Annotated in this window: 21 protein-coding genes and 1 tRNA gene; 9 read left to right on the top strand and 13 right to left on the bottom strand. The window is 72.7% G+C overall.

Features of this window, described 5'->3' with window-relative positions; genetic code table 11:
• The first annotated feature begins 54 nt into the window (after positions 1 to 54).
• Positions 55 to 2,079: a M3 family metallopeptidase gene (locus ACIBCA_RS30855; RefSeq protein WP_396286326.1), complete on the top strand. Its 2,025-nt coding sequence runs from the start codon at positions 55 to 57 to the stop codon at positions 2,077 to 2,079.
• A 102-nt stretch (positions 2,080 to 2,181) separates the two neighbouring features.
• On the opposite strand, the gene ACIBCA_RS30850 is transcribed toward ACIBCA_RS30855, so the two are convergent.
• Complete coding sequence (locus ACIBCA_RS30850) at positions 2,182 to 2,835, bottom strand: TetR family transcriptional regulator (RefSeq protein ID WP_396286325.1); 654 nt, start codon at positions 2,833 to 2,835, stop codon at positions 2,182 to 2,184.
• A 225-nt stretch (positions 2,836 to 3,060) separates the two neighbouring features.
• Here ACIBCA_RS30850 and ACIBCA_RS30845 point away from each other — a divergent pair, with 225 nt between their 5' ends.
• On the top strand, positions 3,061 to 4,281 hold the full coding sequence (locus tag ACIBCA_RS30845; protein WP_396286324.1) for an acyl-CoA dehydrogenase family protein: 1,221 nt from the start codon (positions 3,061 to 3,063) through the stop codon (positions 4,279 to 4,281).
• An 8-nt stretch (positions 4,282 to 4,289) separates the two neighbouring features.
• On the opposite strand, the gene ACIBCA_RS30840 is transcribed toward ACIBCA_RS30845, so the two are convergent.
• The 3 genes from ACIBCA_RS30840 to ACIBCA_RS30830 all read right to left on the bottom strand — a co-directional run bounded on the left by ACIBCA_RS30840 (position 4,290) and on the right by ACIBCA_RS30830 (position 6,511).
• Positions 4,290 to 4,910 (bottom strand): hypothetical protein, encoded by a 621-nt coding sequence (locus tag ACIBCA_RS30840; protein WP_396286323.1) that lies wholly within the window; start codon positions 4,908 to 4,910, stop codon positions 4,290 to 4,292.
• 107 nt (positions 4,911 to 5,017) lie between these two features.
• A complete protein-coding gene (locus tag ACIBCA_RS30835) occupies positions 5,018 to 5,827 on the bottom strand; it encodes an enoyl-CoA hydratase/isomerase family protein (protein ID WP_396286322.1) in 810 nt (269 codons plus the stop codon).
• A gap of 12 nt (positions 5,828 to 5,839) precedes the next feature.
• A complete protein-coding gene (locus ACIBCA_RS30830) occupies positions 5,840 to 6,511 on the bottom strand; it encodes a TetR/AcrR family transcriptional regulator (RefSeq protein WP_396286321.1) in 672 nt (223 codons plus the stop codon).
• Positions 6,512 to 6,680: 169 nt separating this feature from the next.
• Here ACIBCA_RS30830 and ACIBCA_RS30825 point away from each other — a divergent pair, with 169 nt between their 5' ends.
• The gene (locus ACIBCA_RS30825) at positions 6,681 to 8,234 is read left to right on the top strand and encodes an MFS transporter (RefSeq protein WP_396286320.1); all 1,554 of its coding nucleotides are present in this window, start codon (positions 6,681 to 6,683) and stop codon (positions 8,232 to 8,234) included.
• Positions 8,235 to 8,361: 127 nt separating this feature from the next.
• Here the strand turns inward: ACIBCA_RS30825 and ACIBCA_RS30820 are convergent, their stop codons facing one another.
• Positions 8,362 to 8,955, bottom strand: coding sequence for a GNAT family N-acetyltransferase (locus ACIBCA_RS30820; RefSeq protein ID WP_396286319.1), 594 nt, complete (start codon positions 8,953 to 8,955; stop codon positions 8,362 to 8,364).
• 34 nt (positions 8,956 to 8,989) lie between these two features.
• On the opposite strand from ACIBCA_RS30820, the gene ACIBCA_RS30815 reads away from it, so the two are divergent.
• Complete coding sequence (locus ACIBCA_RS30815) at positions 8,990 to 9,604, top strand: TetR/AcrR family transcriptional regulator (RefSeq protein ID WP_396286318.1); 615 nt, start codon at positions 8,990 to 8,992, stop codon at positions 9,602 to 9,604.
• A gap of 226 nt (positions 9,605 to 9,830) precedes the next feature.
• On the opposite strand, the gene ACIBCA_RS30810 is transcribed toward ACIBCA_RS30815, so the two are convergent.
• Positions 9,831 to 9,906 (bottom strand) — tRNA-Arg (locus ACIBCA_RS30810).
• A 641-nt stretch (positions 9,907 to 10,547) separates the two neighbouring features.
• Here ACIBCA_RS30810 and ACIBCA_RS30805 point away from each other — a divergent pair.
• The 5 genes from ACIBCA_RS30805 (at position 10,548) to ACIBCA_RS30785 (ending at position 16,065) form a co-directional block, all read left to right on the top strand.
• Complete coding sequence (locus ACIBCA_RS30805) at positions 10,548 to 11,105, top strand: single-stranded DNA-binding protein (protein ID WP_396286348.1); 558 nt, start codon at positions 10,548 to 10,550, stop codon at positions 11,103 to 11,105.
• Positions 11,106 to 11,430: 325 nt separating this feature from the next.
• Complete coding sequence (locus tag ACIBCA_RS30800) at positions 11,431 to 12,876, top strand: Cys-Gln thioester bond-forming surface protein (protein WP_396286317.1); 1,446 nt, start codon at positions 11,431 to 11,433, stop codon at positions 12,874 to 12,876.
• A 177-nt stretch (positions 12,877 to 13,053) separates the two neighbouring features.
• Positions 13,054 to 14,718, top strand: a complete 1,665-nt coding sequence (gene ettA, locus ACIBCA_RS30795; protein WP_031077191.1) for an energy-dependent translational throttle protein EttA — start codon at positions 13,054 to 13,056, stop codon at positions 14,716 to 14,718.
• A 127-nt stretch (positions 14,719 to 14,845) separates the two neighbouring features.
• Positions 14,846 to 15,289, top strand: coding sequence for an acyl-CoA thioesterase (locus ACIBCA_RS30790; protein WP_396286316.1), 444 nt, complete (start codon positions 14,846 to 14,848; stop codon positions 15,287 to 15,289).
• Between the two features lie 38 nt (positions 15,290 to 15,327).
• Positions 15,328 to 16,065, top strand: a complete 738-nt coding sequence (locus ACIBCA_RS30785) for a hypothetical protein (RefSeq protein WP_396286315.1) — start codon at positions 15,328 to 15,330, stop codon at positions 16,063 to 16,065.
• A 42-nt stretch (positions 16,066 to 16,107) separates the two neighbouring features.
• Here the strand turns inward: ACIBCA_RS30785 and ACIBCA_RS30780 are convergent, their stop codons facing one another.
• The 7 genes from ACIBCA_RS30780 to ACIBCA_RS30750 form a co-directional block, all read right to left on the bottom strand.
• The gene (locus tag ACIBCA_RS30780) at positions 16,108 to 16,512 is read right to left on the bottom strand and encodes a globin (RefSeq protein ID WP_396286314.1); all 405 of its coding nucleotides are present in this window, start codon (positions 16,510 to 16,512) and stop codon (positions 16,108 to 16,110) included.
• Positions 16,513 to 16,752: 240 nt separating this feature from the next.
• Positions 16,753 to 17,862: an ABC transporter permease gene (locus tag ACIBCA_RS30775; RefSeq protein ID WP_396286313.1), complete on the bottom strand. Its 1,110-nt coding sequence runs from the start codon at positions 17,860 to 17,862 to the stop codon at positions 16,753 to 16,755.
• Complete coding sequence (locus ACIBCA_RS30770) at positions 17,859 to 18,776, bottom strand: ABC transporter ATP-binding protein (RefSeq protein WP_396286312.1); 918 nt, start codon at positions 18,774 to 18,776, stop codon at positions 17,859 to 17,861. The genes ACIBCA_RS30775 and ACIBCA_RS30770 overlap by 4 nt, the downstream gene beginning before the upstream one ends.
• Before the next feature lie 180 nt (positions 18,777 to 18,956).
• On the bottom strand, positions 18,957 to 20,027 hold the full coding sequence (locus ACIBCA_RS30765) for an FHA domain-containing protein (protein ID WP_396286310.1): 1,071 nt from the start codon (positions 20,025 to 20,027) through the stop codon (positions 18,957 to 18,959).
• Between the two features lie 82 nt (positions 20,028 to 20,109).
• Positions 20,110 to 21,468 (bottom strand): VWA domain-containing protein, encoded by a 1,359-nt coding sequence (locus ACIBCA_RS30760; RefSeq protein WP_396286309.1) that lies wholly within the window; start codon positions 21,466 to 21,468, stop codon positions 20,110 to 20,112.
• Between the two features lie 103 nt (positions 21,469 to 21,571).
• On the bottom strand, positions 21,572 to 22,963 hold the full coding sequence (locus ACIBCA_RS30755) for a protein phosphatase 2C domain-containing protein (protein WP_396286307.1): 1,392 nt from the start codon (positions 22,961 to 22,963) through the stop codon (positions 21,572 to 21,574).
• Between the two features lie 3 nt (positions 22,964 to 22,966).
• Positions 22,967 to 25,519, bottom strand: a complete 2,553-nt coding sequence (locus ACIBCA_RS30750) for a tetratricopeptide repeat protein (protein WP_396286306.1) — start codon at positions 25,517 to 25,519, stop codon at positions 22,967 to 22,969.
• Between the last annotated feature and the right edge of the window lies 1 nt (position 25,520).

Here is a 25,520-nt window from a genome sequence, read left to right as displayed (position 1 = left end):
ACAATCCCCTCAAAAGTGGATGGCAGCGTGCGGCACACGGCGTAGGTTGGCGCAATGACCGAGAACCCGTTCTTCGAGGCCAGCACCCTGGTCTACGAACTGCCGCCCTTCGCCGAGATCCGTGAGGAGCACTACCTTCCCGCCTACGAGCGGGGGATGGCCGAGCAGCTGGCCGAGATCGCGGCGATCACCGAGTCCCCGGACGCTCCGAGCTTCGACAACACCCTGGTGGCGCTGGAGCGTTCCGGCGAGCTGCTGGGCCGGGTCCGCGCGGTGTTCGTCAACCAGGCGGCCTCGGACGGCACCCCGGTGCTGGAGGAGGTGGAGGCGAAGGTCAGCCCGCTGCTGGCCGCCCACCACGACGCGATCCACCTGGACCGCGCGCTGTTCGCCCGCGTCGAGGAGCTGTACGGGCGCCGCGCCGAGCTCGGCCTGGACGGGGAGTCGTTGCGCCTGCTGGAGCGCCGGCACGCCGACTTCGTGCGCTCCGGCGCCCGCCTGGGCGAGGCCGAGCAGGCCCGGCTGCGCGAGCTGAACGCCGAACTCGCCGCCTTGGGCACCACGTTCCAGCAGAACGTGAACGCCGCGAGCCGGGCCGGCGCGCTGGTGCTGGACTCCGCCGAGGAGCTGGCGGGCCTGTCCGAGGGCGAGATCGCCGCCGCCGCGGCCAACGCCGAGGTGCTCGGGCACCCGGGCAGGTACGTGCTGAGCCTGGTGAACACCTCGGGGCAGCCCGAACTGGCCCGGCTGAGCGACCGGTCGGTGCGCGAGCGGCTGATGAACGCCTCGCTGGACCGGGCCGTCGACACCAACGGCCCGCTGGCGATCCGGATGGCCGGGCTGCGCGCCGAGCGGGCCGCGCTGCTGGGCCACGCGAGCCACGCCGCGTACGTGGTGGCGGACGAGACGGCCGGCACGGTCGGGGCCGTGGACGCGCTGCTGCGCTCCCTGGTGGAGCCGGCCGTGGCCAACGCCCGCCGGGAGGCGGCGGAGCTGGCCGAGGCGGCGGCCGCGGACGGGATCACCGAGCTGGCGGCGCACGACTGGGCGTACTACTCGGAGAAGGTCCGCCAGAGCTCCTACCAGGTGGACGAGGCGGCGCTGCGCCCGTACTTCGAGCTGGAGCGGGTGCTGCGCGACGGCGTGTTCCACGCCGCGGAGCTCGCCTACGGGGTGACGTTCACCGAGCGGCCGGAGCTGACGGCGCACCACCCGCAGGCCCGGGTCTTCGAGGTGTTCGAGGAGGACGGCACGCCGCTGGGCCTGTTCATCGCCGACTTCCACGCGCGCGCCTCCAAGCGCGGCGGGGCCTGGATGGATTCGCTGGTCACGCAGTCGGCGCTGACCGGGCGCAGGCCCGTGGTGCTGAACAACCTTAACGTGCCGAGCCCGGCGCCCGGGGAGCCGGCGCTGCTGACCTGGTTCGAGCTGCGCACCCTCTTCCACGAGTTCGGGCACGCGCTGCACGGGCTGTTCTCGGACGTGCGGTACCCGCAGTTCGCGGGCACCTCGGTGCCCCGGGACTTCGTCGAGTTCCCCTCCCAGGTCAACGAGATGTGGGCGACGCGGCCCGAGGTGCTGGCCAACTACGCGCGCCACCACGAGACCGGGGAGCCGCTGCCGGCCGAGGTGGTCGAGCGGATGGCGGCGGCCGAGGGCTTCGGGCAGGGCTTCCGGACGGTGGAGTACCTGGCGGCGACGCTGCTGGACTGGGCCTGGCACACCGTGGCGCCGGGCGAGGAGATCGCCGACGCCCGGGAGTTCGAGGCCCGGGCGCTGGCCGAGGCCGGGCTGGCGGTGGCGGCGATCCCGCCGCGCTACCGGACGACGTACTTCCAGCACGTGTTCTCCAGCGGGTACAGCGCGGCGTACTACGCGTACATCTGGTCGGAGGTGCTGGACGCCGACACCGTGCGGTGGTTCGAGACCAACGGGCTGTCGGTGCGCGAGAGCGGCGAGCTGTTCCGGCGGGAGCTGCTGGCGCGCGGGTTCAGCCGCGACCCGCTGGAGTCCTTCCGCGCGGTGGTCGGCCGGGAGCCGGACACCGCGCCGCTGCTGGCGCGCCGCGGGCTGGTCTGATCGGTCGATCAGCCGTTCAGCCGTTCACGGTGACCGTCACCGGGGTGCCGGGGCGGGCGTGCGGGAGCCTGACGCGAACGGTTCCCGCGCGCCCGGCGGTCGTCAGCCCGCGGTGGGCTCCGGGGCGGCGGGCGGCGGTGCGGTGGGCAGGGGTGTGGTGGGCAGGGGTGCGGTGGGCAGGTCGGCCGCGGCGGCGAGGCGGCCCCAGAGGAGGTCGGCGAGGGCCTGCACCATGCGGGTGCGGGAGCAGGGTCTGGTCTCCAGCCACCAGTCCCCGGCGGCCAGGACCATGCCGGTGATGCCCCGGCCCCACGCCTCGGCGAGCAGGTCGCGGTCGGCGCCGAGGTCGACCTGGTGCTGGACGGCCCGGGTGATCTCCTCGGCGATCTGCCGCAGCGCGGGGGCGAGGGCGTTGCCGGCGCCGGTCGGGCCCCCGGGGTCGGGGTGGGTGAGCAGCCGGTAGACCTGGGGGCGGGACTCGATACCGGCGAGGTAGGTGTCGAGGACGTGCTCGACGCGGTCGCGGCGTTCCAGGGGTTCGGCGAGGGCGGCGCGTACGGCGGCGAGCAGGCCGCTGGTGTGGCGTTCCGTCAGGGCGCCGATGAGGCCGTTCCGGTCGCCGAAGTGGCGGTAGAGGATCGGCTTGGTGATGCCGGCCTCGGCGGCGATGGCGTTCATGCTGGCGCCGGGCCCGTCGCGCTGGATGACCCGGTCGGCGGCGTTGAGCAGCTGCTCGCGGCGGGGCTCTCGGGACATGCGCTTGGCTCCTTCGGTTCGGGGACGGCTGGCGTTCGGGGACGGCGGGTTCGGGGACGGCCGGCGTTCGGGGGTGGCCGGCGTTCGGGGGTGGCCGGCGTTCGGGGGTGGCCGGGGCGCCCCGGCAGGGGCGTTGACACCGGTTACCAATCAGTAGCAGACTCCCACGGTGTTACCCGGGGTAACACTCCGGTAGGTCGTACCACTTCTGCGGAGGCAGCCACCATGAGCAGCACGTTCTCGCTGGACCCGGGCGCGGACCAGCTCGCCGTACGCGACTGGCTGCACGGCTTCGCCGCCGACGTGATCCGCCCCGCCGCCGCCGAGTGGGACGAGCGCGAGGAGACCCCCTGGCCGGTCATCCAGGAGGCCGCCAAGCTGGGCATCTACTCGCTGGACTTCTACGCCCAGCAGTACTTCGACCCCTCCGGCGTCGGCATCCCGATCGCCATGGAGGAGCTGTTCTGGGGGGACGCGGGCATCGGCCTGTCCATCGTCGGCACCACCCTGGCCGCCGTCGCCGTCCTCGCCAACGGCACCGACGAGCAGATCGGCACCTGGACCCCGCAGATGTTCGGCACCCCGGACGACGTCAAGGTCGCCGCCTTCTGCTCCTCCGAGCCGGACGCCGGCTCCGACGTGGGCGCGCTGCGCACCCGGGCCGTCTACGACGAGGCCAAGGACGAGTGGGTGCTCGACGGCACCAAGACCTGGGCCACCAACGGCGGGATCGCCGCCGTCCACGTGGTCGTCGCCTCGGTGGACCCGGCGCTGGGCACCCGCGGGCACGCCTCCTTCGTCGTCCCGCCGGGCACCCCGGGGCTGAGCCAGGGCCAGAAGTTCAAGAAGCACGGCATCCGCGCCTCGCACACCGCCGAGGTGGTGCTCGACGGCGTACGGGTGCCCGGCAGCTGCCTGCTCGGCGGCAAGGAGAAGCTGGACGAGCGGCTGGCCCGGGCCCGCGAGGGTGTGCGCAGGGGCGGCGGCAACGCGGCGATGGCCACCTTCGAGGCGTCCCGCCCGGCCGTCGGGGCGCAGGCGATCGGCATCGCCCGGGCCGCGTACGAGGTCGCCCTCGACTACGCGAAGACCCGGGAGCAGTTCGGCCGCCCGATCATCGACAACCAGGGCGTGGCCTTCCAGCTCGCCGACATGAGGACCCGGATCGACGCGGCCCGGCTGCTGGTGTGGCGGGCCTCCTGGATGGCGGTGAACAACCAGCCGTTCACGGCCGCCGAGGGCTCGATGTCCAAGCTGTACGCGGGGGAGACGGCCAAGTTCGTCACCGCGCAGGCGATGCAGATCCTCGGCGGGAACGGCTTCACCCGGGAGTACCCGGTGGAGCGGATGCACCGGGACAGTGCGATCTACTCGATCTTCGAGGGGACGAGCGAGATCCAGCGGCTGGTCATCGCCCGGGCGATCTCGGGGATGCCGATCCGGTAGCCGGGCTTCTACCGGGCCAGCCAGAAGGTGAGCCCGGCGGTGAGGCCGCCCACCAGCGCGCCGACGATCGTCTGCGCGAGGGTGTGGTCCCGCAGCACCACCCGGGACCAGCCGATCAGGGCGACCCCCGGGTAGAGCAGCAGCCACAGCGGGCTGAGGGCGATGCCCAGGCAGACCACCGCGCCGCTGGCCACCGCCGTGTGGATGGAGACCTTCCACCAGACGGTGATCACCAGGATCGGGACGAGGGAGGCGAACATCGCCGCCACCATCGCGGTCAGGTCGCGCGGGGCGTCGGCCCAGAGCATCACGGCGAAGCTGAGGGCGACCGAGCCCATGATGAACGGGATGACGGTCAGCCGGCGTCGGCGGTGGCCGACGTGGCGGTCCTCCAGGGTGCCCTTGCGGATGCCGCGCTGGATGAACAGGGTCGGGACGACGGCCGCGAACAGCGCGGCGAAGGCGGCCCAGGCCAGGCCCGTCCAGCCGTAGCGGACGGCGCCCATCAGCAGGCAGACCGCGATGATCACGTTCTTCGGCTCGACGCCGTCGGTGACGCGGCGGGCCCAGAGCGTCCGGCTGGTCGGGGCGGTCGTGGCCTCGGTGGCCTCGGTGGCCTCGGTCGTCATCGGGGGTGCTCCAGGCGGGTCCGGGTGATGTTGGCCTGATGATCGTACGGATCTGGAGCGGTCCCCGCTCCGGCGGGCTCAAGGGGACGGGCGGGCTTCGGGGGGATTCAGAAGCGGGGCGGGCGGCCCTCCAGGAAGGCGGCCAGGCCCTCCCGTACGTCCCCCGCCTCGCGGGAGAGGCGCTCCCAGGGGGCCAGCGCCTCGGCCGCCCGCTCCGGGGCCACGCCCAGGGCGGCCTTCACCCCGCCGATGGTCTGCGAGGAGCGGGTGGTCAGTACCCGGGCGAACTCCAGCGCGGTGGCGTCCAGTTCGGTGGCCGGCAGGACGCGCTCGGCCAGGCCCAGCGGCAGGGCGTCCCGGCCGGGCACCAGCTCGCCGGAGAACAGCAGGTACTTGGCGCGGGCCGGGCCCACCAGCCGGGCCAGCCGCAGGGTCGGCACCGCCGAGTAGACCACGCCGAGCTTGGCCGGGGTGATGCCCAGGCGGGCGTTATCGGCGACGAAGCGCAGGTCGCAGGCCACGGCCAGCTGACAGCCGCCGCCCACGCAGGCGCCGTGCACCACGGCGATCGTCGGGTGCGGGAAGGCCGCGAGCGCCTCCTCGGCCGCCACGTTGACCGCGTGGTAGGCGTCCGCGCTCTCCGGGGTCCCGTACACCTCGGACAGTTCGGCGATGTCCGCACCCGCGCTGAACGTGCCGCCCGCGCCGGTCAGCAGCAGGACGCGTACGCCCTTGTGGCCGGCGAGCTGCTCCAGCACCTTGGGCAGGGCCTGCCAGATCTCCAGCGTCACCGCGTTGCGGCGGTGCGGGCGGTCGAACTCCAGCACGGCGACGCCGTCCTCGCCGACGTACGCGTTCAGGCCCTCGGCCTGGGCGGGCAGGGCGGAGCGGTTCCGTACGAGCGGGGACTGGTCCATGCGCCCACTCTCTCAGGCCGGCGAGGTGCAGTAGTCGCCGAGCCCCCGTTCGAGGAGGGCGAAGGCGCGCTCGGTGTCCGCGAGCGCGGTGGGCAGGGCGTCGGCGGCGCGTTCGCCGGCGAGCATCCGGCGGTGGTTGGCGGCGATCAGCGCCGTCCGGACGGCCAGTGCCTGGGCGGTGGCGACTCGGGCGGTCAGGTCGTCGTGGGCCGGGTCCTGGGAGAGCAGTTCGGCGTGGAGGGCGGCCTGGGCGACCCGGTCGAAGCCGTGGGTGGCGCGGGCGGTCAGGGCCGGGGTCCGGTGGATCAGGCGGACGACGTCCAGCACGACCGGGTCGTCGCTGAGCCCGGCGGAGGGGTCGAAGCGCCGGAGGGCGTCGACGAACTGCTCGCGCAGCGCCGTGACGGCCGAGGTGCCGGGGGCGCGGTCGCGCACCGCCCGGGCCGGCTCGTCGAGGTGCTTCTCCATCGGGGCCATGACCAGGTCTTCCTTGGTGGAGAAGTAGTTGAAGACCGTCATCTTGGACACGTCGGCGGCGGCGGCGATCTGGGCCACCGAGACCTGGTCGAAGCCGCTCTCGGTGAACAGGGCGATGGCGGTTCGGAAGATCCGGAAGCCGGTCTGGATCTTCTTGCGCTCGCGCAGGGGGAGCGCGTCGAGGTCCGTGTTGCGGTCGATCTCCATGAGGGGACTGTACCAGGCTCAAATATTGACCAGGGATAGAAATCAGCCGGGCAGAAAAATGGGTCGGGATGAAGAGTTGACCGGGTACAAAAACGCTGCCATGGTGGTGCCGTGCCGCCGAGCCGCTCCGGCCCGGCCCGAACTCCACGAACCCCGGGGGGACTTGACCATGGCCACCGCCGCACCAGCAGCACCCGACACCGACCTGATGACACCGGGCCGACGCAAGGCGGGCATGATCCTCTGCCTGGTCACGATCGTGCTGGCCGTGCTCGACATGAACATCGTGTCGGCGGCCACCGTGCCGATCGTCCGCGACCTCGACCCCGTCCACGGCGTCGACCGGCTGCCCTGGCTGATCAGCGCCTTCGCCCTCGCCGCCACCGCGCTGCTGCCGCTCTACGGCAGGCTCTGCGACTCCTACGGCGCCAAGCGGGTGCTGCTCGGGGCGGTCGCCACCTTCACGCTCGGCTCCGCCCTGTGCGGGGCGGCCCAGTCGATGACCGAGCTGATCGCCTTCCGCGCCCTCCAGGGCATCGGCGGCGGCGGGCTGATGAGCGTCACCATGGTCGTCATCGCCCAGCTCAAGGGGCCGGGCAAGGGCTCCAGTGCCAAGGGCAGCGCCATGGGCGGCATCGTCGCGGGCCTCGGCATGTCGGTCGGTCCGCTGGCCGGGGCGCTGCTCACCGAGCACGTCAGCTGGCGCTGGATCTTCTACGTGAACCTGCCGCTGTGCCTCGTCGTGCTGGTCGGCGTCGCCCTGGCCGTCCGGCTGCCGAGGGCGGCGGGGCGCGGCGGACTGGACTTCCTCGGCTCCGCGCTGGCCGCCGCCTTCGCCGTCGGACTGCTGCTGGTCACCGAGTGGGGCGGCAAGGACTACGCCTGGACCTCCCCGACGATCCTCGGCCTGGCCGCCGCCACGCTGGCCGCCTTCGGCCTCTTCCTGTGGCGCCAGGCCGTGGCCGCCGCGCCGGTGCTGCCGCTGTCGCTGTTCCGCATCCCGACGGTGCGGCTGGGCTTCGCGATCCAGGGCCTGGTCGGGATGGGCATGATCGGCGCGATCGTCCAGGTGATGCTCTACCTGCAGATCGGCCGGGGCGTCGCCCCGACCACGGCCAGCCTCTACCTGATCCCGATGGCGCTGGGCATGACGGTCTCCGGCCTGGGCGTCGGCAAGCTACTCGCCCGGGGCCACTCGGTGGGGATCTTCCTGCTGGCCGGCGCGGGCTTCTCGGCGGCGGCCCTGCTGCTGCTCGGCCTGAGCGGGCCGGACACCCCGCTGTGGACGGTGATGGCCGAACTCGCCCTGCTGGGCGCCGGGTTGGGCCAGCTGATCGGCCAGCTGATCGTGGTGGTGCAGCAGGCGGCGCCGCCGCAGCAGCTCGGGGTGGCGACCACCGGCATCCGCTTCTTCCAGAACCTCGGCAACGCGCTGGGCGCCGCGCTGTTCGGCACCCTGCTGGCCCGGGTCTACGAGAACGGCGAGCCGGGGCGCTCGATGGGCGCCGTCCGCTCGCTGACCGGGGCGGCGCGGGAGCACGCGGTGGAGAGCTTCACCGACGCGGTGGACGTGGTCTTCCTGACGGGCGGCGGGGTGCTGGTGCTGGTGGCGCTGCTGGTGTGGCGGCTGCGGGTGGTGGCCGGCGCGAGCCTGGACGGGGACGAGGGCGGGGACGGGGCGGAGCAGGCCGCCGCCGAGCAGCGGGTGGCGGTCGCGGCCTGATCGGAGGGCGGCAAGGGTGGCCAGCGCGGCGAGGGCGGCGAGGGCGGTGACGGGCGGCGGGGCCGGGTGGGACACGGGGGTGTCCATCCGGCCCCGCCGCGTCGTCGCGCGCCGGTGGGGGCGGGGCTCAGCCCCGGGCGGCCTTCCACTCGGGGGCCAGCATCGACCAGACCTCCTTGTCGTGGCGCACGCCGTTGTGCGGGAACCACTCGCGCAGCACCCCGTCGAGCTTCATCCCGACCCGCTGCGCGACGGCGCCGCTGCGGGCGTTGACGGTGGAGCAGAGCCATTCGGCGCGGTGCAGGCCCCGGGTGAGGAGGGCGTAGTCGAGCAGCAGGCGGACGCCGGCGGTGATCAGCCCGTGGCCCTCGCCGGCCGGCTCCGTCCAGGCGCCGATCTCGCAGTTGCCGGAGGTGGTGCTGAAGGAAACGAACATCACGCCGCCGACGAGGGTGCCGTCGTGCCAGATGCCGTAGATGCGGCCGGTGTCGGACGCCTGGCGGTCCGCGTAGCCCTGGAGGGTGGCGCGGGCGGAGTCCAGGTCGGTGGAGCGGGTGGCCCAGGGGATCCACGGGTCGGTGTGGGCGCGGGCGCGGTCCATGTGCTCCAGGAACTCGGGGGCCTGCCAGGGCTCCAGCGGGCGCAGCTCGGCGTTCTCGGTGAGGGGGACGGTGAACACGGGCAGGGCCTTTCCGGTGGTGCGGGGTGGTGGACAGGTCATTCATAACAAACGTTTGGTATGTACGATAGCCCCCATGACACCGGCCCGTGGAGACCATGAAGCCCGCCGCTCGGAGGTCTCCGAGGGGGTGTGGCGGGTGCTCTCCACCCGGGGCTTCGAGGGGCTGACGCTGCGCGCGGTGGCCGCCGAACTGGGCGCCTCCACCGGGCTCCTGACGCACTACTTCCCCAACAAGAAGGCGCTGCTCAGCCACGCGCTGGAGGAGCTGGACCGCCGCTCCGGCGCCCGCCCCCGGCGTACGGCGCCCGCGGACGGCAGCGCGCCGCCGCCCGCCGGGATGGCCCGGCTACGGGCGGCGCTGCTGGACGTGCTGCCGCTGGACGAGCCGGCCAGGGCCGGCAACCGGATCTGGGTCGGCTCCTGGGACGTCGCGCTGGCGGACCCGGACCTGGCCGCCGCCCACGCGGGCCGCTACGGGCGCTCGCGGGAGGCCATCACCGCGCACCTGGCGGAGGCCCGGCGGCTCGGCGAGGTGCCGGGGGAGTGCGACCCGGTGGAACTCGCGGCGGCGGCGCAGGCTTTCGTCCTCGGTCTGGTGGTGCAGGCGCTGTTCGCGCCGGCGGAGTTTCCGGCCGAGCGGCAGATCGCGTTGGTCGACGGCTTTCTGGCCGGGATCGCCTCGGCCTGACGCGCTCGTGGCCCGACGCTCTCGAAGAGTGCGGGGGATTCGCGCGGAATTCCGGACATTCGACGATGCGGGCGTATTCGCGACGGTCATGACACGTACGGTCACGCGGTGATTGCGGGGAGTACGGGAAGTGCGGGCGGGAAGCGGCCGGTGCCGGTCGTGACCCGTGGAATCGAAACGACTACGCATCGTCGCGATCGGTATCGCCGCCTGCGGAATTGCATGGTGGCGCCCCCAGCAGGATTCGAACCTGCGACCTACCGCTTAGAAGGCGGGTGCTCTATCCGCTGAGCTATGGGGGCGGGACGGTGCCCGCTTCGGCGGGCGTGACCGTGGCCGGGATCGGATGGCGGGCGCCGGGGCGCGCGTGTCCGTCCCCGTACCGGAGGGTGGGGGTGGGGGTTGGTGGACCCTCGACCTGTCGGGGACAGGATAAGGGTGCCCGGTTGCCGGGTCGGGATCGACAGCACCGTCGTTGGTGTGTCGGTTCGGTGGAGCGGTCCGATAATCGCAGGTGAACGCCGTGTGTGCAGCGGTCTGGGAGTCTTCCGAGCCGGACGTTGTGCAGTCGTTACGGGGCTGCCTCCTCACCCGTTATGGATTCGACACGGAGAATGTCCCGCCCTCCGCACGGGTGGGGGGCCGTATTCGGGTTGTCACGGTCGATTGACGTGCGCGGACGCTTCCCGGGGGCGCTTCCGCCGCTGGCCGACGGGTCCTGGAGCGTGCCGTTTGTTGTCATGGCCGCGAAGACTTTTTGTAGAAGTCACGCCACAAGGCCGAAATTCACCCATGAGAGTGACCGAGGTTTTTCCGGGGGGACGGTTATCCACAGATTTCGGAACGTGATGGCCGGTATTTCCTTCCCCGTGCACTCTCGTGTCACGCACCGATCGATTCCGTACGGTGCATCGGCGAGAACGGAGGGTCCGGCGTGAACGAGATGCAGGTGACGGTGCTCGGCAATGTGGCCGGCGAGGTCAGCTACGGGGAAACCTCCAACGGGGTGCCGATGGCGAACTTCCGCCTCGGCTGCACCGAGCGGCGCTACGACCGCCAGCGGGAGTGCTGGGTGGACGGCGACACCCACTGGCTGACGGTGACGGCCTGGCGGGCGCTGGCGGTGAACCTGATCGGCTCGCTCTCCAAGGGCGATCCGGTGCTGGTGAGCGGCCGGCTGAAGGTCCGTGAGTGGGGCGAGGCCGAGGCGAAACGCACCCGGGTGGAGATCGACGCCCGGTCGGTCGGGCACGATCTCACCCGCGGCACCACGGCGTTCCGCCGGGCGACGGGCGTGCGCGGGCAGCCTCCGGGTGCGGGAGGGCGCTCCGGCGCGGAGCCGGAGGCGGAGGCGGTGCCGGAGTGGATCGTCCGGGCCATCCGCTCGCGCCCGGCGCAGCAGGAGGAGGCGGCGTCCGGTGCGTCCGGGGCGATCGGGGCCTCCGGGGTGTCCGAGGGGGAACGGGGAGGTGGCGGTGAGGTGGCGCTGACCGGGCCGTGAGCCCACGGGCGGAGGCGGGGCGATGGCCTTCCCTGTCGACAAATATGTTGATCGAGAAGGCCATTGCGCCCGCTTCCGCATTCCCGCCCCCCGTCGGAAAACGGCCGGGAATCCGACGAAGTGTCAGTTTGTGTGGGACTTGAGAGGGTTGATAACGATCCAGATACGGAATCGTCCTGATTTCGCATGGGGGTTTCGGTGCCTCGGGAGGTTAATAGGATTCGTCTGGTTTCACACCTCGCAACGGCGCCACAGGGGGCGCGTGCGGCACGAAAGTCTGCGGGCTGCTCATCCAGAGACCAGGCCCGCTCCGGAGGGAATCCTGATGGTCCAGAAGCAGGTGCGGAGCCTGTCCCGCATAGCCACTGTCATGCTCACGTCCAGCCTGGCGCTGGGCGGGGGCCTGTTCGCGACCGGTACGGCGGTCGCGGCGGACAACCCGGGCTCGGGCGTCACCGCGGTCGTCCAGCCGGAGATGTTCGGGGAGCGGGTCGACGTCCAGGGCAAGGACAGCGTCGACGCGGGCCTGTTCACCCTCAAGACGGCCTCGGGCGAGCTGCTGCAGACCTACTGCATCGACTTCGACAACCCGGTCTTCCTGAACAGCAAGGCCAAGTACCACGAGGCCGACTGGTCCGCGAGCTCCCTCAACAGCAACGCGAACGCCCCCAAGATCCGCTGGATCCTGGAGAACTCGTACCCGCAGGCGCCGATCGACGCGCTGCGCAAGGCCATCGGTGACAACGAGCTCTCGGAGAAGGACGCCGCCGCCGGCACCCAGTCCGCGATCTGGAAGTTCTCCGACAACAAGACCGCGACCCCGCGCAACGAGCACGCCAAGAAGCTGCGCGACTACCTGACCGGCGACGCCAACAAGGGCGTCGCGGCCGAGCCGAAGCCCTCGCTGACGCTCACCCCGGACTCCGTCTCCGGCAAGTCCGGCGGCAAGCTCGGCCCGTTCACGCTGAACACCAGCGCCAACGAGGTCAAGCTCGCCGTCTCCGGCGACGCCGCCGACAAGATCAAGCTGCTGGACAAGGACGGCAAGCCGGTCAACGGCACGCTGGCCGGCCCGGTCGCCAAGGACACCCAGCTGTTCCTGGACGTCCCCGGCGGCACCCCGGACGGCAAGGCCGTGCTCAACGCCACCGCCGACACCACCGTCCTCAGCGGCCGGGTCTTCATGAGCGGCCTGGACGACCAGGGCAACCACAGCCAGACCATGATCCTGGCCGGCTCCAAGAAGCTCAGCGTCGCGGCCGCGGGCCAGGCCACCTGGAAGCAGGGGCAGGGCGCGATCGTCGACAGCTCCGCCAAGGAGGAGTGCGCCAACGGCGGCGTGCGCGTCTCCGTCACCAACACCGGCGACCAGCCGGCCGAGGTGACCGTGCAGCCGGGCCAGAAGGTCACCGTGCAGCCGGGCAAGACCGAGACCGTGCTGGTCAAGGTCGCCGAGAAGACCAGGTACGACATCGCCGTGAGCGGCCCGAACGGCTACTCCAAGAAGTTCACCGGCGTCCTGGACTGCAAGACCGGCGTGACCCCGACCGCGGCCCCGTCGACCCCGGCCGCCACCCCGTCCACCGCCACCCCGTCCACCCCGGGTGCCGCCCCGAGCAGCACCACCCCGGGCACCGGTGGCCTGGCCCAGACCGGTTCCAGTGACTCCACGCCGATCCTCGCCGCCGTCGCCGGTGGCCTGGTCGTCGCCGGTGGCGCCGCCGTCTTCGTCCTGCGCCGCCGCGGCCGCCACGGCCGCACCACCGCCTGACGACAGGCCCTGAAGTCACGACGGCCCGGCCCCCGCACCTCGGTGCGGGGGCCGGGCCGTTGCGTCATGGCGAGGAGTGATCGGCGGGGCCGACCGGCGGTTCGGGGTGCGCGGGCGGGTGCGGCACAATGGAAGGCTGCAAGCCGAATACTCCCGACGACGCCGGAGCGATCTCACGTGGCGGAATACATCTACACGATGCGCAAGGTGCGCAAGGCTCACGGAGACAAGGTCATCCTTGACGACGTGACGCTCAGCTTCCTCCCCGGAGCGAAGATCGGCGTCGTGGGCCCCAACGGTGCCGGTAAGTCGACCGTGCTCAAGATGATGGCCGGCCTGGAGCACCCCTCCAACGGCGACGCCTTCCTCTCGCCCGGCTTCACCGTCGGCATGCTGCTCCAGGAGCCGCCGCTCGACGAGTCCAAGACCGTCCTGGAGAACGTCCAGGACGGCGTCAAGGAGATCAAGGGGAAGCTCGACCGCTTCAACGAGATCGCCGAGCTGATGGCGACCGACTACTCGGACGCCCTCCTCGAGGAGATGGGCAAGCTCCAGGAGGAGCTGGACCACGCCGAGGCCTGGGACCTGGACGCCCAGCTCGAGCAGGCCATGGACGCCCTGGGCTGCCCGCCCGGCGACTGGGCGGTCACCAAGCTCTCCGGTGGCGAGAAGCGCCGCGTCGCGCTCTGCAAGCTGCTGCTCGAGGCCCCCGACCTGCTGCTCCTCGACGAGCCCACCAACCACCTCGACGCCGAGTCGGTGAACTGGCTGGAGCAGCACCTGGCCAAGTACAAGGGCACCGTCGTGGCCGTCACCCACGACCGGTACTTCCTGGACCACGTCGCCGAGTGGATCCTCGAGCTCGACCGCGGCCGCGCCTACCCGTACGAGGGCAACTACTCCACGTACCTGGAGACCAAGCAGTCCCGCCTCAAGGTCGAGGGGCAGAAGGACGCCAAGCGCGCCAAGCGCCTCAAGGAAGAACTTGAGTGGGTCCGCTCCAACGCCAAGGGCCGCCAGGCCAAGTCCAAGGCCCGCCTCGCCCGTTACGAGGAGATGGCGGCCGAGGCCGACAAGATGCGGAAGCTGGACTTCGAGGAGATCCAGATCCCGCCGGGCCCGCGCCTGGGCAGCGTCGTCATCGAGGTCGAGAACCTCAACAAGGCCTTCGGCGAGAAGGTCCTGATCGACGACCTCAGCTTCACCCTGCCGCGCAACGGCATCGTCGGCATCATCGGCCCCAACGGCGCCGGCAAGACCACCCTGTTCAAGATGCTGCAGGACCTGGAGACCCCGGACTCCGGCAAGGTCAAGGTCGGCGAGACCGTCAAGATCAGCTACGTCGACCAGTCGCGCGCCAACATCGACCCGAAGAAGACCCTCTGGGAGGTCGTCTCCGACGGTCTGGACTGGATCAACGTCGGCCAGGTCGAGATGCCGTCCCGCGCCTACGTCTCCGCGTTCGGCTTCAAGGGCCCGGACCAGCAGAAGCCGGCCGGCGTGCTCTCCGGCGGTGAGCGCAACCGCCTGAACCTGGCGCTCACCCTCAAGCAGGGCGGCAACCTGCTGCTCCTCGACGAGCCCACCAACGACCTCGACGTCGAGACGCTCTCCTCGCTGGAGAACGCCCTGCTGGAGTTCCCCGGCTGCGCCGTGGTCATCTCCCACGACCGCTGGTTCCTCGACCGAGTGGCCACCCACATCCTCGCCTACGAGGGCGAGAGCAAGTGGTTCTGGTTCGAGGGCAACTTCGAGTCGTACGAGAAGAACAAGATCGAGCGGCTCGGCGCCGACGCCGCCCGCCCGCACCGGGCCACGTACAAGAAGCTGACCCGAGGCTGACATCCAGCTGTCACCACGGCCCGGCAGACTGCCCTCCGGGGCGGCCTGCCGGGCCGCGGCCCGTCGCCGGCCTCCGGCGCCGGACGACGGACACTGGACACAGAACCGGACACCGAGGAGAACACCCGTGGCCCGCCACATCTACGCCTGCCCGCTGCGCTGGTCCGACATGGACGCCTTCGGGCACGTCAACAACGTGGTCTTCCTGCGCTACCTGGAGGAGGCCCGGATCGACTTCATGTTCACCCAGGCCGCCGAGGCCGGCGCCGGGGAGTTCGCGGGCGGCTCGGTGGTGGCGCGCCACGAGATCGACTACAAGCGCCCGCTGGTGCACCGGCCGGAGCCCGTGACCATCGAGACCAGCGTGACGAAGATAGGCAACGCCTCGCTGACCGTCTCGTACGAGATCAAGGACGTGCACGCGGACGGCACCGAGACGGTCTACGTCAAGGCGTCCACCGTGGTCGTGCCCTACGACCTGGCCGAGGGCCGCCCGCGCCGGATCTCGCCCGTGGAGCGGGAGTTCCTCTCCCGGTTCATGGACGAGGAGCCCGTGGTCGCCGCGGTCTGAGACAGCAACCCCCCCACGACGATTCGAGCTGAGCCGCGTTGACCGTCACCGCCCGCCTCGCCCTCACCGACACCCGGGAGGCCGCCGACCTCTCCGCCTTCCTGCTGCGCCTGCTGCGCTTCGACAAGGCGGCGGCGGTGCGGCTCCAGGCGGTCGGCCCCGCGGAGTCCGGCGAGTCGGAGTCCGGTGAGTCGGGGTCCAGCGAGTCGGAGCACGGTGGCGTGCTGGCCGTCTTCGGACGACTGCCGCTGGGCACCTCGGGCGCGCTGGCGATCCGCACCGCGCGGCTGGAGGGCCTGGACGCCTCGGTGGACCTCACCGTCTCGGTCGGGCAACTGCTGGACGGCGTCGACGCGGAGACGGGTGCGCTCGCGCTGCCCGCCCCGGTGACCGGCCCCTCCTGGGCCGGGCTGCTGCCGCCCCGCACGGGCTGGCGCCCGGTCGGCACCCCGCCGCCCGCCGAGACGGGCCGCGAACTGATGGCCGCCGTCCGGGAGTTCCGCGAGCGCAGCGAGGCCGTGCCGCCGCACCACCGCACCCGCGCGGTGCTGGACGCCCTGGCGGACGAGATCTGGTCCCGCCCGGTGAGCGCGCTGCCGGAGCTGCCGCTGCGCGCGGTGCACGCCTCGTACATGATCGGCTTCCTGGCCCCCGGGGCCCCGCTCACCGTGCACCGGGCGGGCGGCTGGCTGCGGTTGAGCTCGCCGACGGGCTCGGTGGTGCTGCGCACCGCCGCCGCGCCGGGCGCGGGGCTCGGGCTGAGCCCGCTGCGATAGCCGCCCGATCAGCCCAGGGTGCCGATCAGCCCAGGGTGCCGATCAGCCCTCGGTGTTGATCATCGAGGCGGCGGCGTACGTCAGGTAGTCCAGCAGCTGCTGCTCCAGGTCGGCGGCCAGCCCCAGGCCCGCGACCGCGGCCCGCATGTGCGTCAGCCAGGCGTCGTGGGCGGCCTTGTCGACCTTGAACGGCGCGTGCCGCATCCTCAGCCGCGGGTGGCCGCGCTGCTCGCTGTAGGTGCGCGGGCCGCCCCAGTACTGCATCAGGAACAGTGCCATCCGCTCCTCGGCCGGGCCGAGGTCCTCCTCGGGGTACATCGGCCGCAGCAACTCGTCCCCGGCGATGCCCTGGTAGAACAGCTGGGCCAGCCGCCGGAAGGTCGGCTCGCCGCCGGCCTGCTCGAAGAAGGTCTCCTCGCTGAAGGTGCCACGCCGGATCTCAGTCACCCGACCATGGTCGCAGACGGCGGCGGGGCCGTACACCGAGACCTTCGGCGTACGACCCCGCGCGGGTTCGGGCGGGCCGAGGGCGTGTCTTTCGGCTCACGTCGGGTCAGCGGGCGTCGTTGGGGTGCGTGCATCGGCGGTGCCGAGGAGGGAGCCACTGCGGAGCATTGGTGACCGACGAGAAGCCGTCGAGGTGCGTGCCCCGGCGGCGACCGCCCGGCGTGAGCCGAAAGACACGCCCTAGTCGTCCTCCCACTTGAAGAGCTTCCAGGCGAGGCCGGTGAGCACCGCCGCGAAGAGGAGCAGGCCGCCCATGGTCGGCAGGGCCTCCACGAGGCCGCCGCCGCGGGTGAGGACCGAGCGGGAGGCGTCGACCAGGTAGTGCAGCGGCATGACCTTCGAGATGGCCTGGAGCCACCCCGGGGCGTTGTCCAGCGGGAAGAACGAGCCGGACAGGAACGACATCGGCAGCACGATGATCTGCGAGATGCCGTTGGCCGCCTCCTCGGTCTTGGCGACCGAGCCGGCCACCAGGCCGATCGACATGAAGGCCAGCGTGGCGCAGGCCACCAGCGGGAGGATCAGCCACCAGTTGCCGGTGAGCTTGAGCCCGAAGAAGCTCGTCGCCACCACCACGAACACGGCGGTCTGCAGGAACGCCGTCAGCAGCGAGACCAGGATGCGGGAGCTGACCACCGTCCCCGCGCTGACCGGGGCCAGCCGCAGGCGGCGCAGCACCTTGGACTTGCGCCAGCCGACGAGGGTCAGCGAGGCGCCGAACACCGCGCCGGTGGCGACGGCCCAGCCCAGCAGGCCGGGGGTGAGGTACTGGATCGGCTTGAGCGCCTTGTCCTCGACCTGCTCGGCCTGGAGGACGTAGGCCGGCTTCTGGCCGGTGGCCTTCTGGTTGGCGCTCTGGACGACCGAGTCGAGGATGCCGTTGAGCGCGCCGGAGCGGACCTGGTCGGCGGCGGTGTAGCGCAGCTCGACCGTGCCGTCCGGGCCCTGCTTGATCATCGCGTCGTACTCGCCCTTGCGGACCTTCTCGAGGGTGCCGGCCTCGTCGTCGGTGCGGGTGATCGTGAGGACCTTCTCCAGGCCCTTGCGGTCCTCGCCCTGGATCGAGTCGAACAGCTTCACCGCGCCGACCTGCGCCACCTTGGCGTGCGGGCTCCCGGAGCCGCTGCTGATGGCGCCGAAGAAGACCAGGAAGACCAGCGGGAACAGCAGGAGGAAGAAGGTCGCGGTGCGGTCGCGCCTCATGCCGAGGAGCATCGCGCGGGACAGGCTCCAGAAGGCGCTGACCCGCTCCCGCCCGCCGGTGGAGGCTTCAGTGGTGGGGGCGGTCATGCGCGGTACTCCCGTCCGGTCAGCTGGAGGAAGACGTCCTCCAGGGTGGCGCCGCGGACCTCGAGGCCGCGCAGCGCGTTCTGGTCGGCCAGGACGCTCAGGACCGGGCCCGGCAGGCGGGTGGAGACCGAGAGCGTAACGGTGTCGTCCTCCAGGGCGGCGATGTCGGCGCCGGAGGCGGTGAGCAGTTCGCGGGCCCGCTCGACGGTCAGCTGGCCGGAGGCGATGCTGATCCGGACGGTGTCGTCGATCTCGCGCACGAGGGCCGCGGGGGCGCCGGTGCGCAGGATCCTGCCGTGGTCCATGACCGAGACCCGGTCGCAGAGGATCTCGGCCTCGTCGAGGTAGTGGGTGGTCAGCACGACGGTGCGGCCCTCGGCGTTGATGTCGCGCAGGAGGTCCCACAGGTTGCGCCGGGCCTGCGGGTCGAGGCCCGTGGTGGGCTCGTCCAGGAAGACGAGCTCCGGGTCGTGGGCCAGCGCGCAGGCGATCGACAGGCGCTGGGCCTGGCCGCCCGAGAGCTTCTCGGTGAGCTCCCCGGCCTTCTCGCTCAGGCCGACCCGCTCCAGCATCGCGTCGGCCCGCTTGGGGCCGACCCCGTAGAACGACGCGAAGGTGTGGATCGTCTCGCGGGCCGTCAGTTTCCGGAAGAACGCGGAGGCCTGGAACTGCACGCCGATGCGCGGCAGCAGTTTCGGATTGCGAGGCCAGGGCGACATCCCCAGCAACTCGACCCGGCCCTCGTCGGCCTTCCGGACCCCTTCCAGGATCTCCATGGTGGTGGTCTTCCCGGCGCCGTTCGGGCCCAGGATTCCGTAGAACTCGCCGGCCTCGACGGTGAGGGACACCCCGTCGACGGCCTGCACATCCCCGTACCGCTGGCGGATGCCGTCAGCGGATATAGCAGCAGTCATGTGGCCTGAGCGTAGGGCCAGTCGGGGTGTCCGTGCACATCCCGGAGGCATGATTTGCGGATTCTTTGAGGAAATAGGGAATGGAACGGGCCGGGTGGGGCGTTGAATTATGCCCCACCCGGCCCGAGTTGGTACTGATGATCCCTCAAAGGGCGTTTTATCAGGCGCGCCCCGGGTTTCTCAGGCCCGGTGCACCGTGATCGTCGTCCAGGCGCCGATGTGGATCCGGTCGCCGTCGTTGAGGGGCACCGCGGTGTGCGGGGTGATCGGCTCGGCGCCGCCGTTGACGGTGGTGCCGTTGGTGGAGTCCTGGTCGACCAGCACCCAGCTGCCGTCCGCCTGTTCGGCGAGCAGCGCGTGCTGGTGCGAGGCGCCCGGGTCCTCCGGCGGCACCGACAGGTCGATCTCCGGCACGGTGCCGCGGTGCTGGCTGCGCCGGCCGATCCGCAGCTGGCCGCGGCCGGTCAGCGGGATGCGCCGCTCGGGGCAGTACGGCGGGAAGAACAGGCCGGACGCCTCCGGGCCGCTGCGGGCCATCATGTCGGTGAAGTAGTCGCGGTCGGCCGCGACGACGGCGATCCAGTTGGTCCGGACGGGGACGGGCTCCGCCGGGGGCTGGGGCTGCGGCGGGGCGAGGTGGAAGGACGTCCCGTAGTCGCCGCCGCGGTTGTTGGGGCCGGGGGCGCCGGCGTAGACCGGCCCGGAGGTCTCCTCGCCGAGGCCGCTGTCGGGGAAGGCGCCCTCCGGCGGCGGGTAGCCGTAGGTGTGCGGGTACGCGGTCTCCGGCGCGGGCTGCCCGGTCACGGGCGGCTGCGGGGCCGAGGGCAGCACCGGGGGCTGCGGGGCGCCGCCGTACGCGGACGGGATGTTCAGCGGCGGCGGGTTGTGCGCGGCCGGCGGGGTGTGAGCGGGCGCCGGCTGCCGGGTCGAGGGCGTGGACAGCTCGTAGTCGTAGCCGCACTCCTCGCAGAAGCGGCCGGTCTGCGGGCTGCGGCAGATCGGGCACAGGGCCAGGCCCTCGGTCAGGCCGGGGTGGGCCGCGGCGGGCGGCTGCGGCGCGACGGCACCCGGGAACGGCGGCGGGGCCACCGGCGGCACACCGGGCGTGCCGGGCGGGGGGTAACCGCCGGGCATCCCCGGGGGCACCTGGTGGGCGCCGGGCGGCGCGGGCGGCGGCGGAGTCATCGGGAATCCGCAGAAGTCGCACCAGTCCTCGGCCTGCGACTCATGGCCCCTCGGGCAGATCGGCATCAGGTCCCCCTCACTTCGAGCGCGTCGAGCCGGTATGGGGCGGCGTCGCGCCGGGCGGTCGGCCCGGCCACGTCTTCAGCGGTCACTTCTTCTTCACACGTACCGTCTTGGTGGACCGGGTCTCAAGGGTCATCGAGTCGGCCTCGCTCACGTTCTTACGGAACCGAACCGTACCCTCCTTCGCGTCGACCACGTCGACCACCTTCTGGAGGAGCTTGTAGGTGCCCTCGTTCCCGGTGGCGTGGGCGATGCGCACGGCGGCGCCCAGCTTGGAGGTCGCCCGGTCGACGTCCCCGGCGCGGTGGGCCTCCAGGCCCTCCTGGATGGAGGAGGCCAGCTCGGCCTGCCCGGTGTAGTGGGCGACCTGGGGGCTGATCCGGGTGGAGGAGGCGAGGTCGTCCGTCCAGACGGCCTTGACCAGGCCCTGGGAGAGCACCTCGGGGGTGCCGCCGGAGATCTGCGGGGGCAGCACCAGGCTGATGCGGGCGGCGAGCATCTCGTTGCCGACGGAGGCGGCCGGGACCTCGACGCAGACGTGGTAGTCGCGGCTCTCGTCGCCCCAGGAGCCGGTCGGGTAGTCGCCGGCGCGGGGGCCGGACTCGCTGCGCCGGGCGGTGAGGTCCTCGACGGCGGGGGCGACCTGCTTGACGAACTTCACGGTGGCGTTGGCCGGGGTCCAGATCCGCAGGGCGACGTCCGCGACCTGCTTGCCCATGGCGCCGGCCATCATCGAGCGGAAGTCCTCGGCGAGGCCGGAGGGCTCGGCGACGATGTCGGTGGTGCCGAGCAGGGCGGAGGAGATCCTGCGCAGCTCGTCGATGCGCCAGTCGGTGCCGACGCCGCGGCAGTCGGCGGTGAAGTGGCCCGAGACGCGCTCGACGGTGCGGGCCAGGTCCTCGGCGGACTCGTGCTCGTTGTTGCCGTCGGTGAGCAGGATGGCGTGGCGGATGGAGACGTCCCGGCGGGTCAGGAAGAGCTGGTCGGCCTTGGCCAGCCAGGTGCCCATGGCGGTGCCGCCGGCGGCGGTGAGGCGGCGCAGCGACTCCTTGGCCTGGGCGCGGGTGGCGGGGGAGGCGGTGGCCAGGGTGCCGTCGCCGGGGTAGATGTCGCGGGCCTCGTGGGTGCCGGCGACGACGGCGAAGGCGGTGCCGTCGCGCAGGGCGTCGATGGCGGCGGCGGTGGCCTCGCGGGCGCCGTTGATCTTGGTCTTGGGGTAGTCCATCGAGCCCGAGCAGTCGACCAGGATCACCACGGCGGCCGAGGTGTCGGCACCGGGGGTGCCCGCGTCGGCGATGTTGAGGGGGCGGCCGCCGGTGGTGCCTCCGCCGGTGGCGGTCACGGTGACGATCGCGTTCACCTCGCGGGCGCCGTCCGCGAGGTACTCGTTCTGGAAGATCTCCACGTCGAACCGGGGCAGGTTCGGCTTCGCCAGTGTGGCCATGGGGCGGTGGCTCCCGTCGGGTGCGTGGTGGATGTGAGCGGGTCTGTGGGGCGGTCCGCCGGGCGGGCGCGGGGCCCGGGGCGGCGGACCGTCGGGTGGTCCGTCAGGCCGTCGGCGGGTGCGGGGGCTGGGGAGGCGGCGGCGGCGCGGTGGGCGGCGCGGCCGGGGCCTGCGCGGGCGGCACCGGGCCGGTGGCCGGGACGGCCGGGGGCGCGGGCGGCGTGGGCGGCAGCGGGGTGGAGTGCAGCGGGGCGGCGGGGGAGCCGATCACCGGGAGGTCCGGCAGGGTCGGCTCGTAGTCCTCCTCGTCGCCGTCGAGGGGCGCCGGGGCGGCGGGCCGCCTGAGGATCGGCAGGTCCAGCGCGGTGGGCGTCTGCTCGGCCTCCTCGACGGCCGCGGGCGGCGGATCGATCGGCAGCACGGCGACGGTGATGTTGTCGTGGCCGCCGGCGGCGACGGCGAACTTCACCAGGGTCTGGGCGGCCGCGAGGGGCTCGGTGCGGGCGTCCGGGCGGACGAAGTAGGCCAGGTCGGTGGCCGCCTCGGCGTAGTTCCACAGGCCGTCGGTGCAGACCAGCAGCACGCCGGGCACGTGGGGGGTGAACACCAGGGTGTGCGGCAGGACCTCCTCGGCGTCGGCGCCGAGCCAGCCGGTGATCGCGTGGGCGCGGGGGTCGGCGTACGCCTCGGCCTCGCCCATCAGCCCGGCCTCGACCATCCGGGCCGCCCAGGAGTCGTCCTGGGTGAGCCGGTAGGGCTCGGCGGCGGCGCGGTCGTCCGGGATCCAGTACGCCCGGGTGTCGCCGACCCAGCCGATGGTGACCCGGCCGCCGGCGGCGATGGCGCTGACGTAGGTGCAGGCGGGGGCGTTGATCTCGGGGCGCAGCGGCGCGGAGCCGTCGGTGGCGAGGTCGGCGACGGCCTTGGCGGCGTCGGCGATGGCCTGGCGCATGGCCTCCTCGTGGTCGCGGCCGGCCTCCAGGGAGGAGAGCAGCGACTCGGAGGCGGCGTCGACGGCCGTCTCGGAGGCTTCGTCGGGGCGGTCCGAGGAGGAGACGCCGTCGCAGACCACCGCGACCACGACCGGCTCACCGCCGGGCAGGGAGGTGGCGGCGACGGTGAAGGAGTCCTCGTTGCGGTGGTGGCGCACGCCGCGGTCGCTGACCCCGGCGACGCCCGCGAGGGCCTTCTCCATGTGGTCGCGCGGGCGCGGCTGGGCGCCGCCGCAGCCCTCGCAGTAGCCGTCGGGGGTGACCCGCGGCTGCCCGCAGTGCACGCAGACCGGACCGCGCTGGGCGGGGACGGCCTCCGGAGGGGCGGCGTTCCGGGCGTTCTGGGTGCTCTGGGTGCTCTGGGCGTTCTGGGCGGAGGCCCAGCTCGCGGGCATGGCGCCCGGAGCCGTCCGCCCGTCCCGGCCGGCGCCGCACCGGTTGCAGAAGGCGTCCTCCTGGTCCATCGGCTCGAAACAGTTCGGGCACTCGGTCTGCTGCGGCATCGGCTACACCCACGTCCTGGGGCGGGCGCGGTTGGCCCGTTCCACCATCTCGATCCTCTTCTCCGCCCGCCCGGCCAGCCGGGCGAGTACCCGGTAGGACTGTTCCAGGGCGAAGCGCAGTTCCCTGTCCACCGCCGGCCGCCCGAGGACGGTCGTCGACCCGGCGTTCTGCCGGGCGCTGGGCGATCCGGCGCCGATCCAGCCGAGCGCGGCCTCCAGCACCTCGACGGACAGCTCCTCGCGGCGCAGGTCGTCCAGCCGCAGGGCGGACAGCTGCGCGGAGCCGGCCGTGAGGTCGGCGGTGAGGTCGTCGGTGGCGGGGCGCTCGCGCAGCCGGGCGCGGACGGCGGCGATCCGGGCGGCCGTGTAGTGGCTGGACGTCGCGGGGACGGACTCCAGCACGGCGACGGCGGCGGACCGGTCGTCCTCGCCCAGCCGGACCCGGGCCAGGCCGAAGGCGGCGCCGAGGTAGGAGTGGTCGGTCGTCCAGACCAGGCGGTGGAACTCGGCCGCGTCGCCGCCGTCGCCGAGCAGTTCGGCGCAGACGGCGAGGGCCAGCTTGGGGGCGGCCTCGCCCGGGAAGGCGTCGTAGACGGCGTCGAAGGCCTCGGCGGCGGCGCGCAGCGCGGGCTCGGGTTCGGCGGCCGCGGCGGCGGCGGTGACCAGGGCGTGCAGGCCCCGGTACCAGACGACCCGCCAGTCGTCGGGGTGCTCGCTCTCCAGGGCCCGGAGGGTCTCCAGGGCCTCGGCCGGGCGGCCGAGTTCGAGCCGGGCGCGCAGCTCGCGCAGCCGCTTCTCGACGGAGTCGCCGAGCGGGGCCAGGGCGGCGAGCGCCTCCTCGGGGTCGGTGGCCAGGAGGGTGGCGAGGAAGCCGGCGTTGGGGTCGCCCGGGTCGACCCGGGGGACGGGCAGGGCCAGGGCGGCGCCCGCCGGGTCCAGCGGGGCCAGGCGCAGCTGCCCGGGCTGCTCGGCGGGCAGGACCAACTCGGTGTCCACGACGCGCAGCTCGGGGCCGAAGAGGGTGGAGAGGGCGGGGCGGGGCTGGCCGTCCTGGAGGGCGAGGATCTCGCGCAGCACGCCGGTGAGCTGGTCGGCCATCTCCTCGGCGGAGGAGAAGCGGCGGGCCGGGTCGGGGTCGGTGGCGCGGACGAGGAAGCGGTAGAAGGACTCGTACCGGGCGAACGCCTCGACCTCCTCCGGGCCGGGCAGGGAGTCGCGGTAGGTGGTGCTGTAGCCCTGGAAGTCGAAGGTGAGCACCGCGAGGGTGCGGGCGACGGTGTAGAGGTCGGAGGCGGGGGAGGGGCCGTCGGTGGCGATCTCGGGGGCCTGGTAGCCGATGGTGCCGTAGATCGCGCCCTCGTCGTCGAAGCGGCGGACGGCGCCCATGTCGATGATCTTGAGCGTGTCGCCGCTCTGGATCGCGTTGTCGATCTTGAAGTCGCAGTAGACCAGGCCCCGGCTGTGCAGGTAGCCCAGCGCCGGCAGCGCCTCCAGGGCGTACGCGATCGCCTGCTCGACGGGCAGCGGCTCGCGGCGCCCGTCCGGGGTGCGGCGCTCGTTGGCGATGTCCTTGAGGGACTTGCCGCCGACGTACTCCATGACGATGTAGCCGTCGGTGGAGCCGGTGCGCAGGTCCGGGTGCTCGGCGAAGTTGATGATCCGCACGATGTTGGGGTGGTCGACCTCGGCGAGGAAGCGGCGCTCGGCGACGGCGGCGGCCAGCGCGTCCTCGTCCCCGGTGTCCAGCAGGCCCTTGAGGACCACCCACTTGTCGTTGACCCGGCGGTCCACCGCCAGGTAGATCCAGCCCAGGCCGCCGTGCGCCAGGCAGCCGACCACCTCGTACTGGCCGCCGACCAGGTCGCCGCGGCGCAGCTTCGGGGTGAAGGAGTACGGCGTGCCGCACTTGGTGCAGAAGCCGTCCGGGCGGCCGGGGCGGCCGTTCTTCTCCCGGCCCACGGGGGACTCGCACTTGGAGCAGTACCGCTTGCGCTCGGGCACCTCGGGGTTGGCGAGGACGGCCTGCGCCGGGTCGGCCGTCGCCACGGTGGGGACGGTGACCAGGCCCGCGCCCAGGCGGTTGCGGGTGCCGACGCTGCCGGTGGGGCGGGTGGAGCGCACCGAGACGGAGCGGCTGCTGCCGGTGCGGGTGGAGCGGTGGGAGCGGGAGCGGCCGGACATCGAGCGGGCCGAGCCGGTGCGGGCCGACATCGAGCGGACGGAGCCGCTGCGGGCGGAGTCGGGGGCGACGCGGGCGGAGGGGATGTAGGGCTGGGTGCTGCCGGTCGTTCCCGCGCCGGGGGCGGTGAGGCCGGGGGCGGTGAGGCCGGGGGCGGTGAGGCCGCACTCGTCGCAGTAGCCGTCCGCGTCGATGGTGCCGGAGCAGTCCCTCGGGCAGGGGGAGCCGGCTCCCGTGCTACTGCTGCCGGTGTTCGTGCCGGTGCTGCCCGTGGTGCCGGTCGCGCCCACGGGCGCCAGGCCGCACTCGTCGCAGTAGCCGTCCGCGTCGATGCTGCCGTTGCCGGAGCACTCCGGACGTACGCAGGTCTCGCCCATC

This window comes from Kitasatospora sp. NPDC051170 (assembly GCF_044455705.1).
Lineage (GTDB): Bacteria > Actinomycetota > Actinomycetes > Streptomycetales > Streptomycetaceae > Kitasatospora.
This window is presented reverse-complemented; position numbering and strand designations above follow the sequence as displayed.

Coding starts and splice junctions, on each gene's coding strand:
- ACIBCA_RS30855 (WP_396286326.1), top strand. CDS start 55: ATGACCGAGAACCCGTTCTTCGAGGCCAGCACCCTGGTCTACGAACTG.
- ACIBCA_RS30850 (WP_396286325.1), bottom strand. CDS start 2,835: ATGTCCCGAGAGCCCCGCCGCGAGCAGCTGCTCAACGCCGCCGACCGG.
- ACIBCA_RS30845 (WP_396286324.1), top strand. CDS start 3,061: ATGAGCAGCACGTTCTCGCTGGACCCGGGCGCGGACCAGCTCGCCGTA.
- ACIBCA_RS30840 (WP_396286323.1), bottom strand. CDS start 4,910: ATGACGACCGAGGCCACCGAGGCCACCGAGGCCACGACCGCCCCGACC.
- ACIBCA_RS30835 (WP_396286322.1), bottom strand. CDS start 5,827: ATGGACCAGTCCCCGCTCGTACGGAACCGCTCCGCCCTGCCCGCCCAG.
- ACIBCA_RS30830 (WP_396286321.1), bottom strand. CDS start 6,511: ATGGAGATCGACCGCAACACGGACCTCGACGCGCTCCCCCTGCGCGAG.
- ACIBCA_RS30825 (WP_396286320.1), top strand. CDS start 6,681: ATGGCCACCGCCGCACCAGCAGCACCCGACACCGACCTGATGACACCG.
- ACIBCA_RS30820 (WP_396286319.1), bottom strand. CDS start 8,955: ATGACCTGTCCACCACCCCGCACCACCGGAAAGGCCCTGCCCGTGTTC.
- ACIBCA_RS30815 (WP_396286318.1), top strand. CDS start 8,990: ATGACACCGGCCCGTGGAGACCATGAAGCCCGCCGCTCGGAGGTCTCC.
- ACIBCA_RS30805 (WP_396286348.1), top strand. CDS start 10,548: ATGCAGGTGACGGTGCTCGGCAATGTGGCCGGCGAGGTCAGCTACGGG.
- ACIBCA_RS30800 (WP_396286317.1), top strand. CDS start 11,431: ATGGTCCAGAAGCAGGTGCGGAGCCTGTCCCGCATAGCCACTGTCATG.
- ACIBCA_RS30775 (WP_396286313.1), bottom strand. CDS start 17,862: ATGACCGCCCCCACCACTGAAGCCTCCACCGGCGGGCGGGAGCGGGTC.
- ACIBCA_RS30770 (WP_396286312.1), bottom strand. CDS start 18,776: ATGACTGCTGCTATATCCGCTGACGGCATCCGCCAGCGGTACGGGGAT.
- ACIBCA_RS30765 (WP_396286310.1), bottom strand. CDS start 20,027: ATGCCGATCTGCCCGAGGGGCCATGAGTCGCAGGCCGAGGACTGGTGC.
- ACIBCA_RS30760 (WP_396286309.1), bottom strand. CDS start 21,468: ATGGCCACACTGGCGAAGCCGAACCTGCCCCGGTTCGACGTGGAGATC.
- ACIBCA_RS30755 (WP_396286307.1), bottom strand. CDS start 22,963: ATGCCGCAGCAGACCGAGTGCCCGAACTGTTTCGAGCCGATGGACCAG.
- ACIBCA_RS30750 (WP_396286306.1), bottom strand. CDS start 25,519: ATGGGCGAGACCTGCGTACGTCCGGAGTGCTCCGGCAACGGCAGCATC.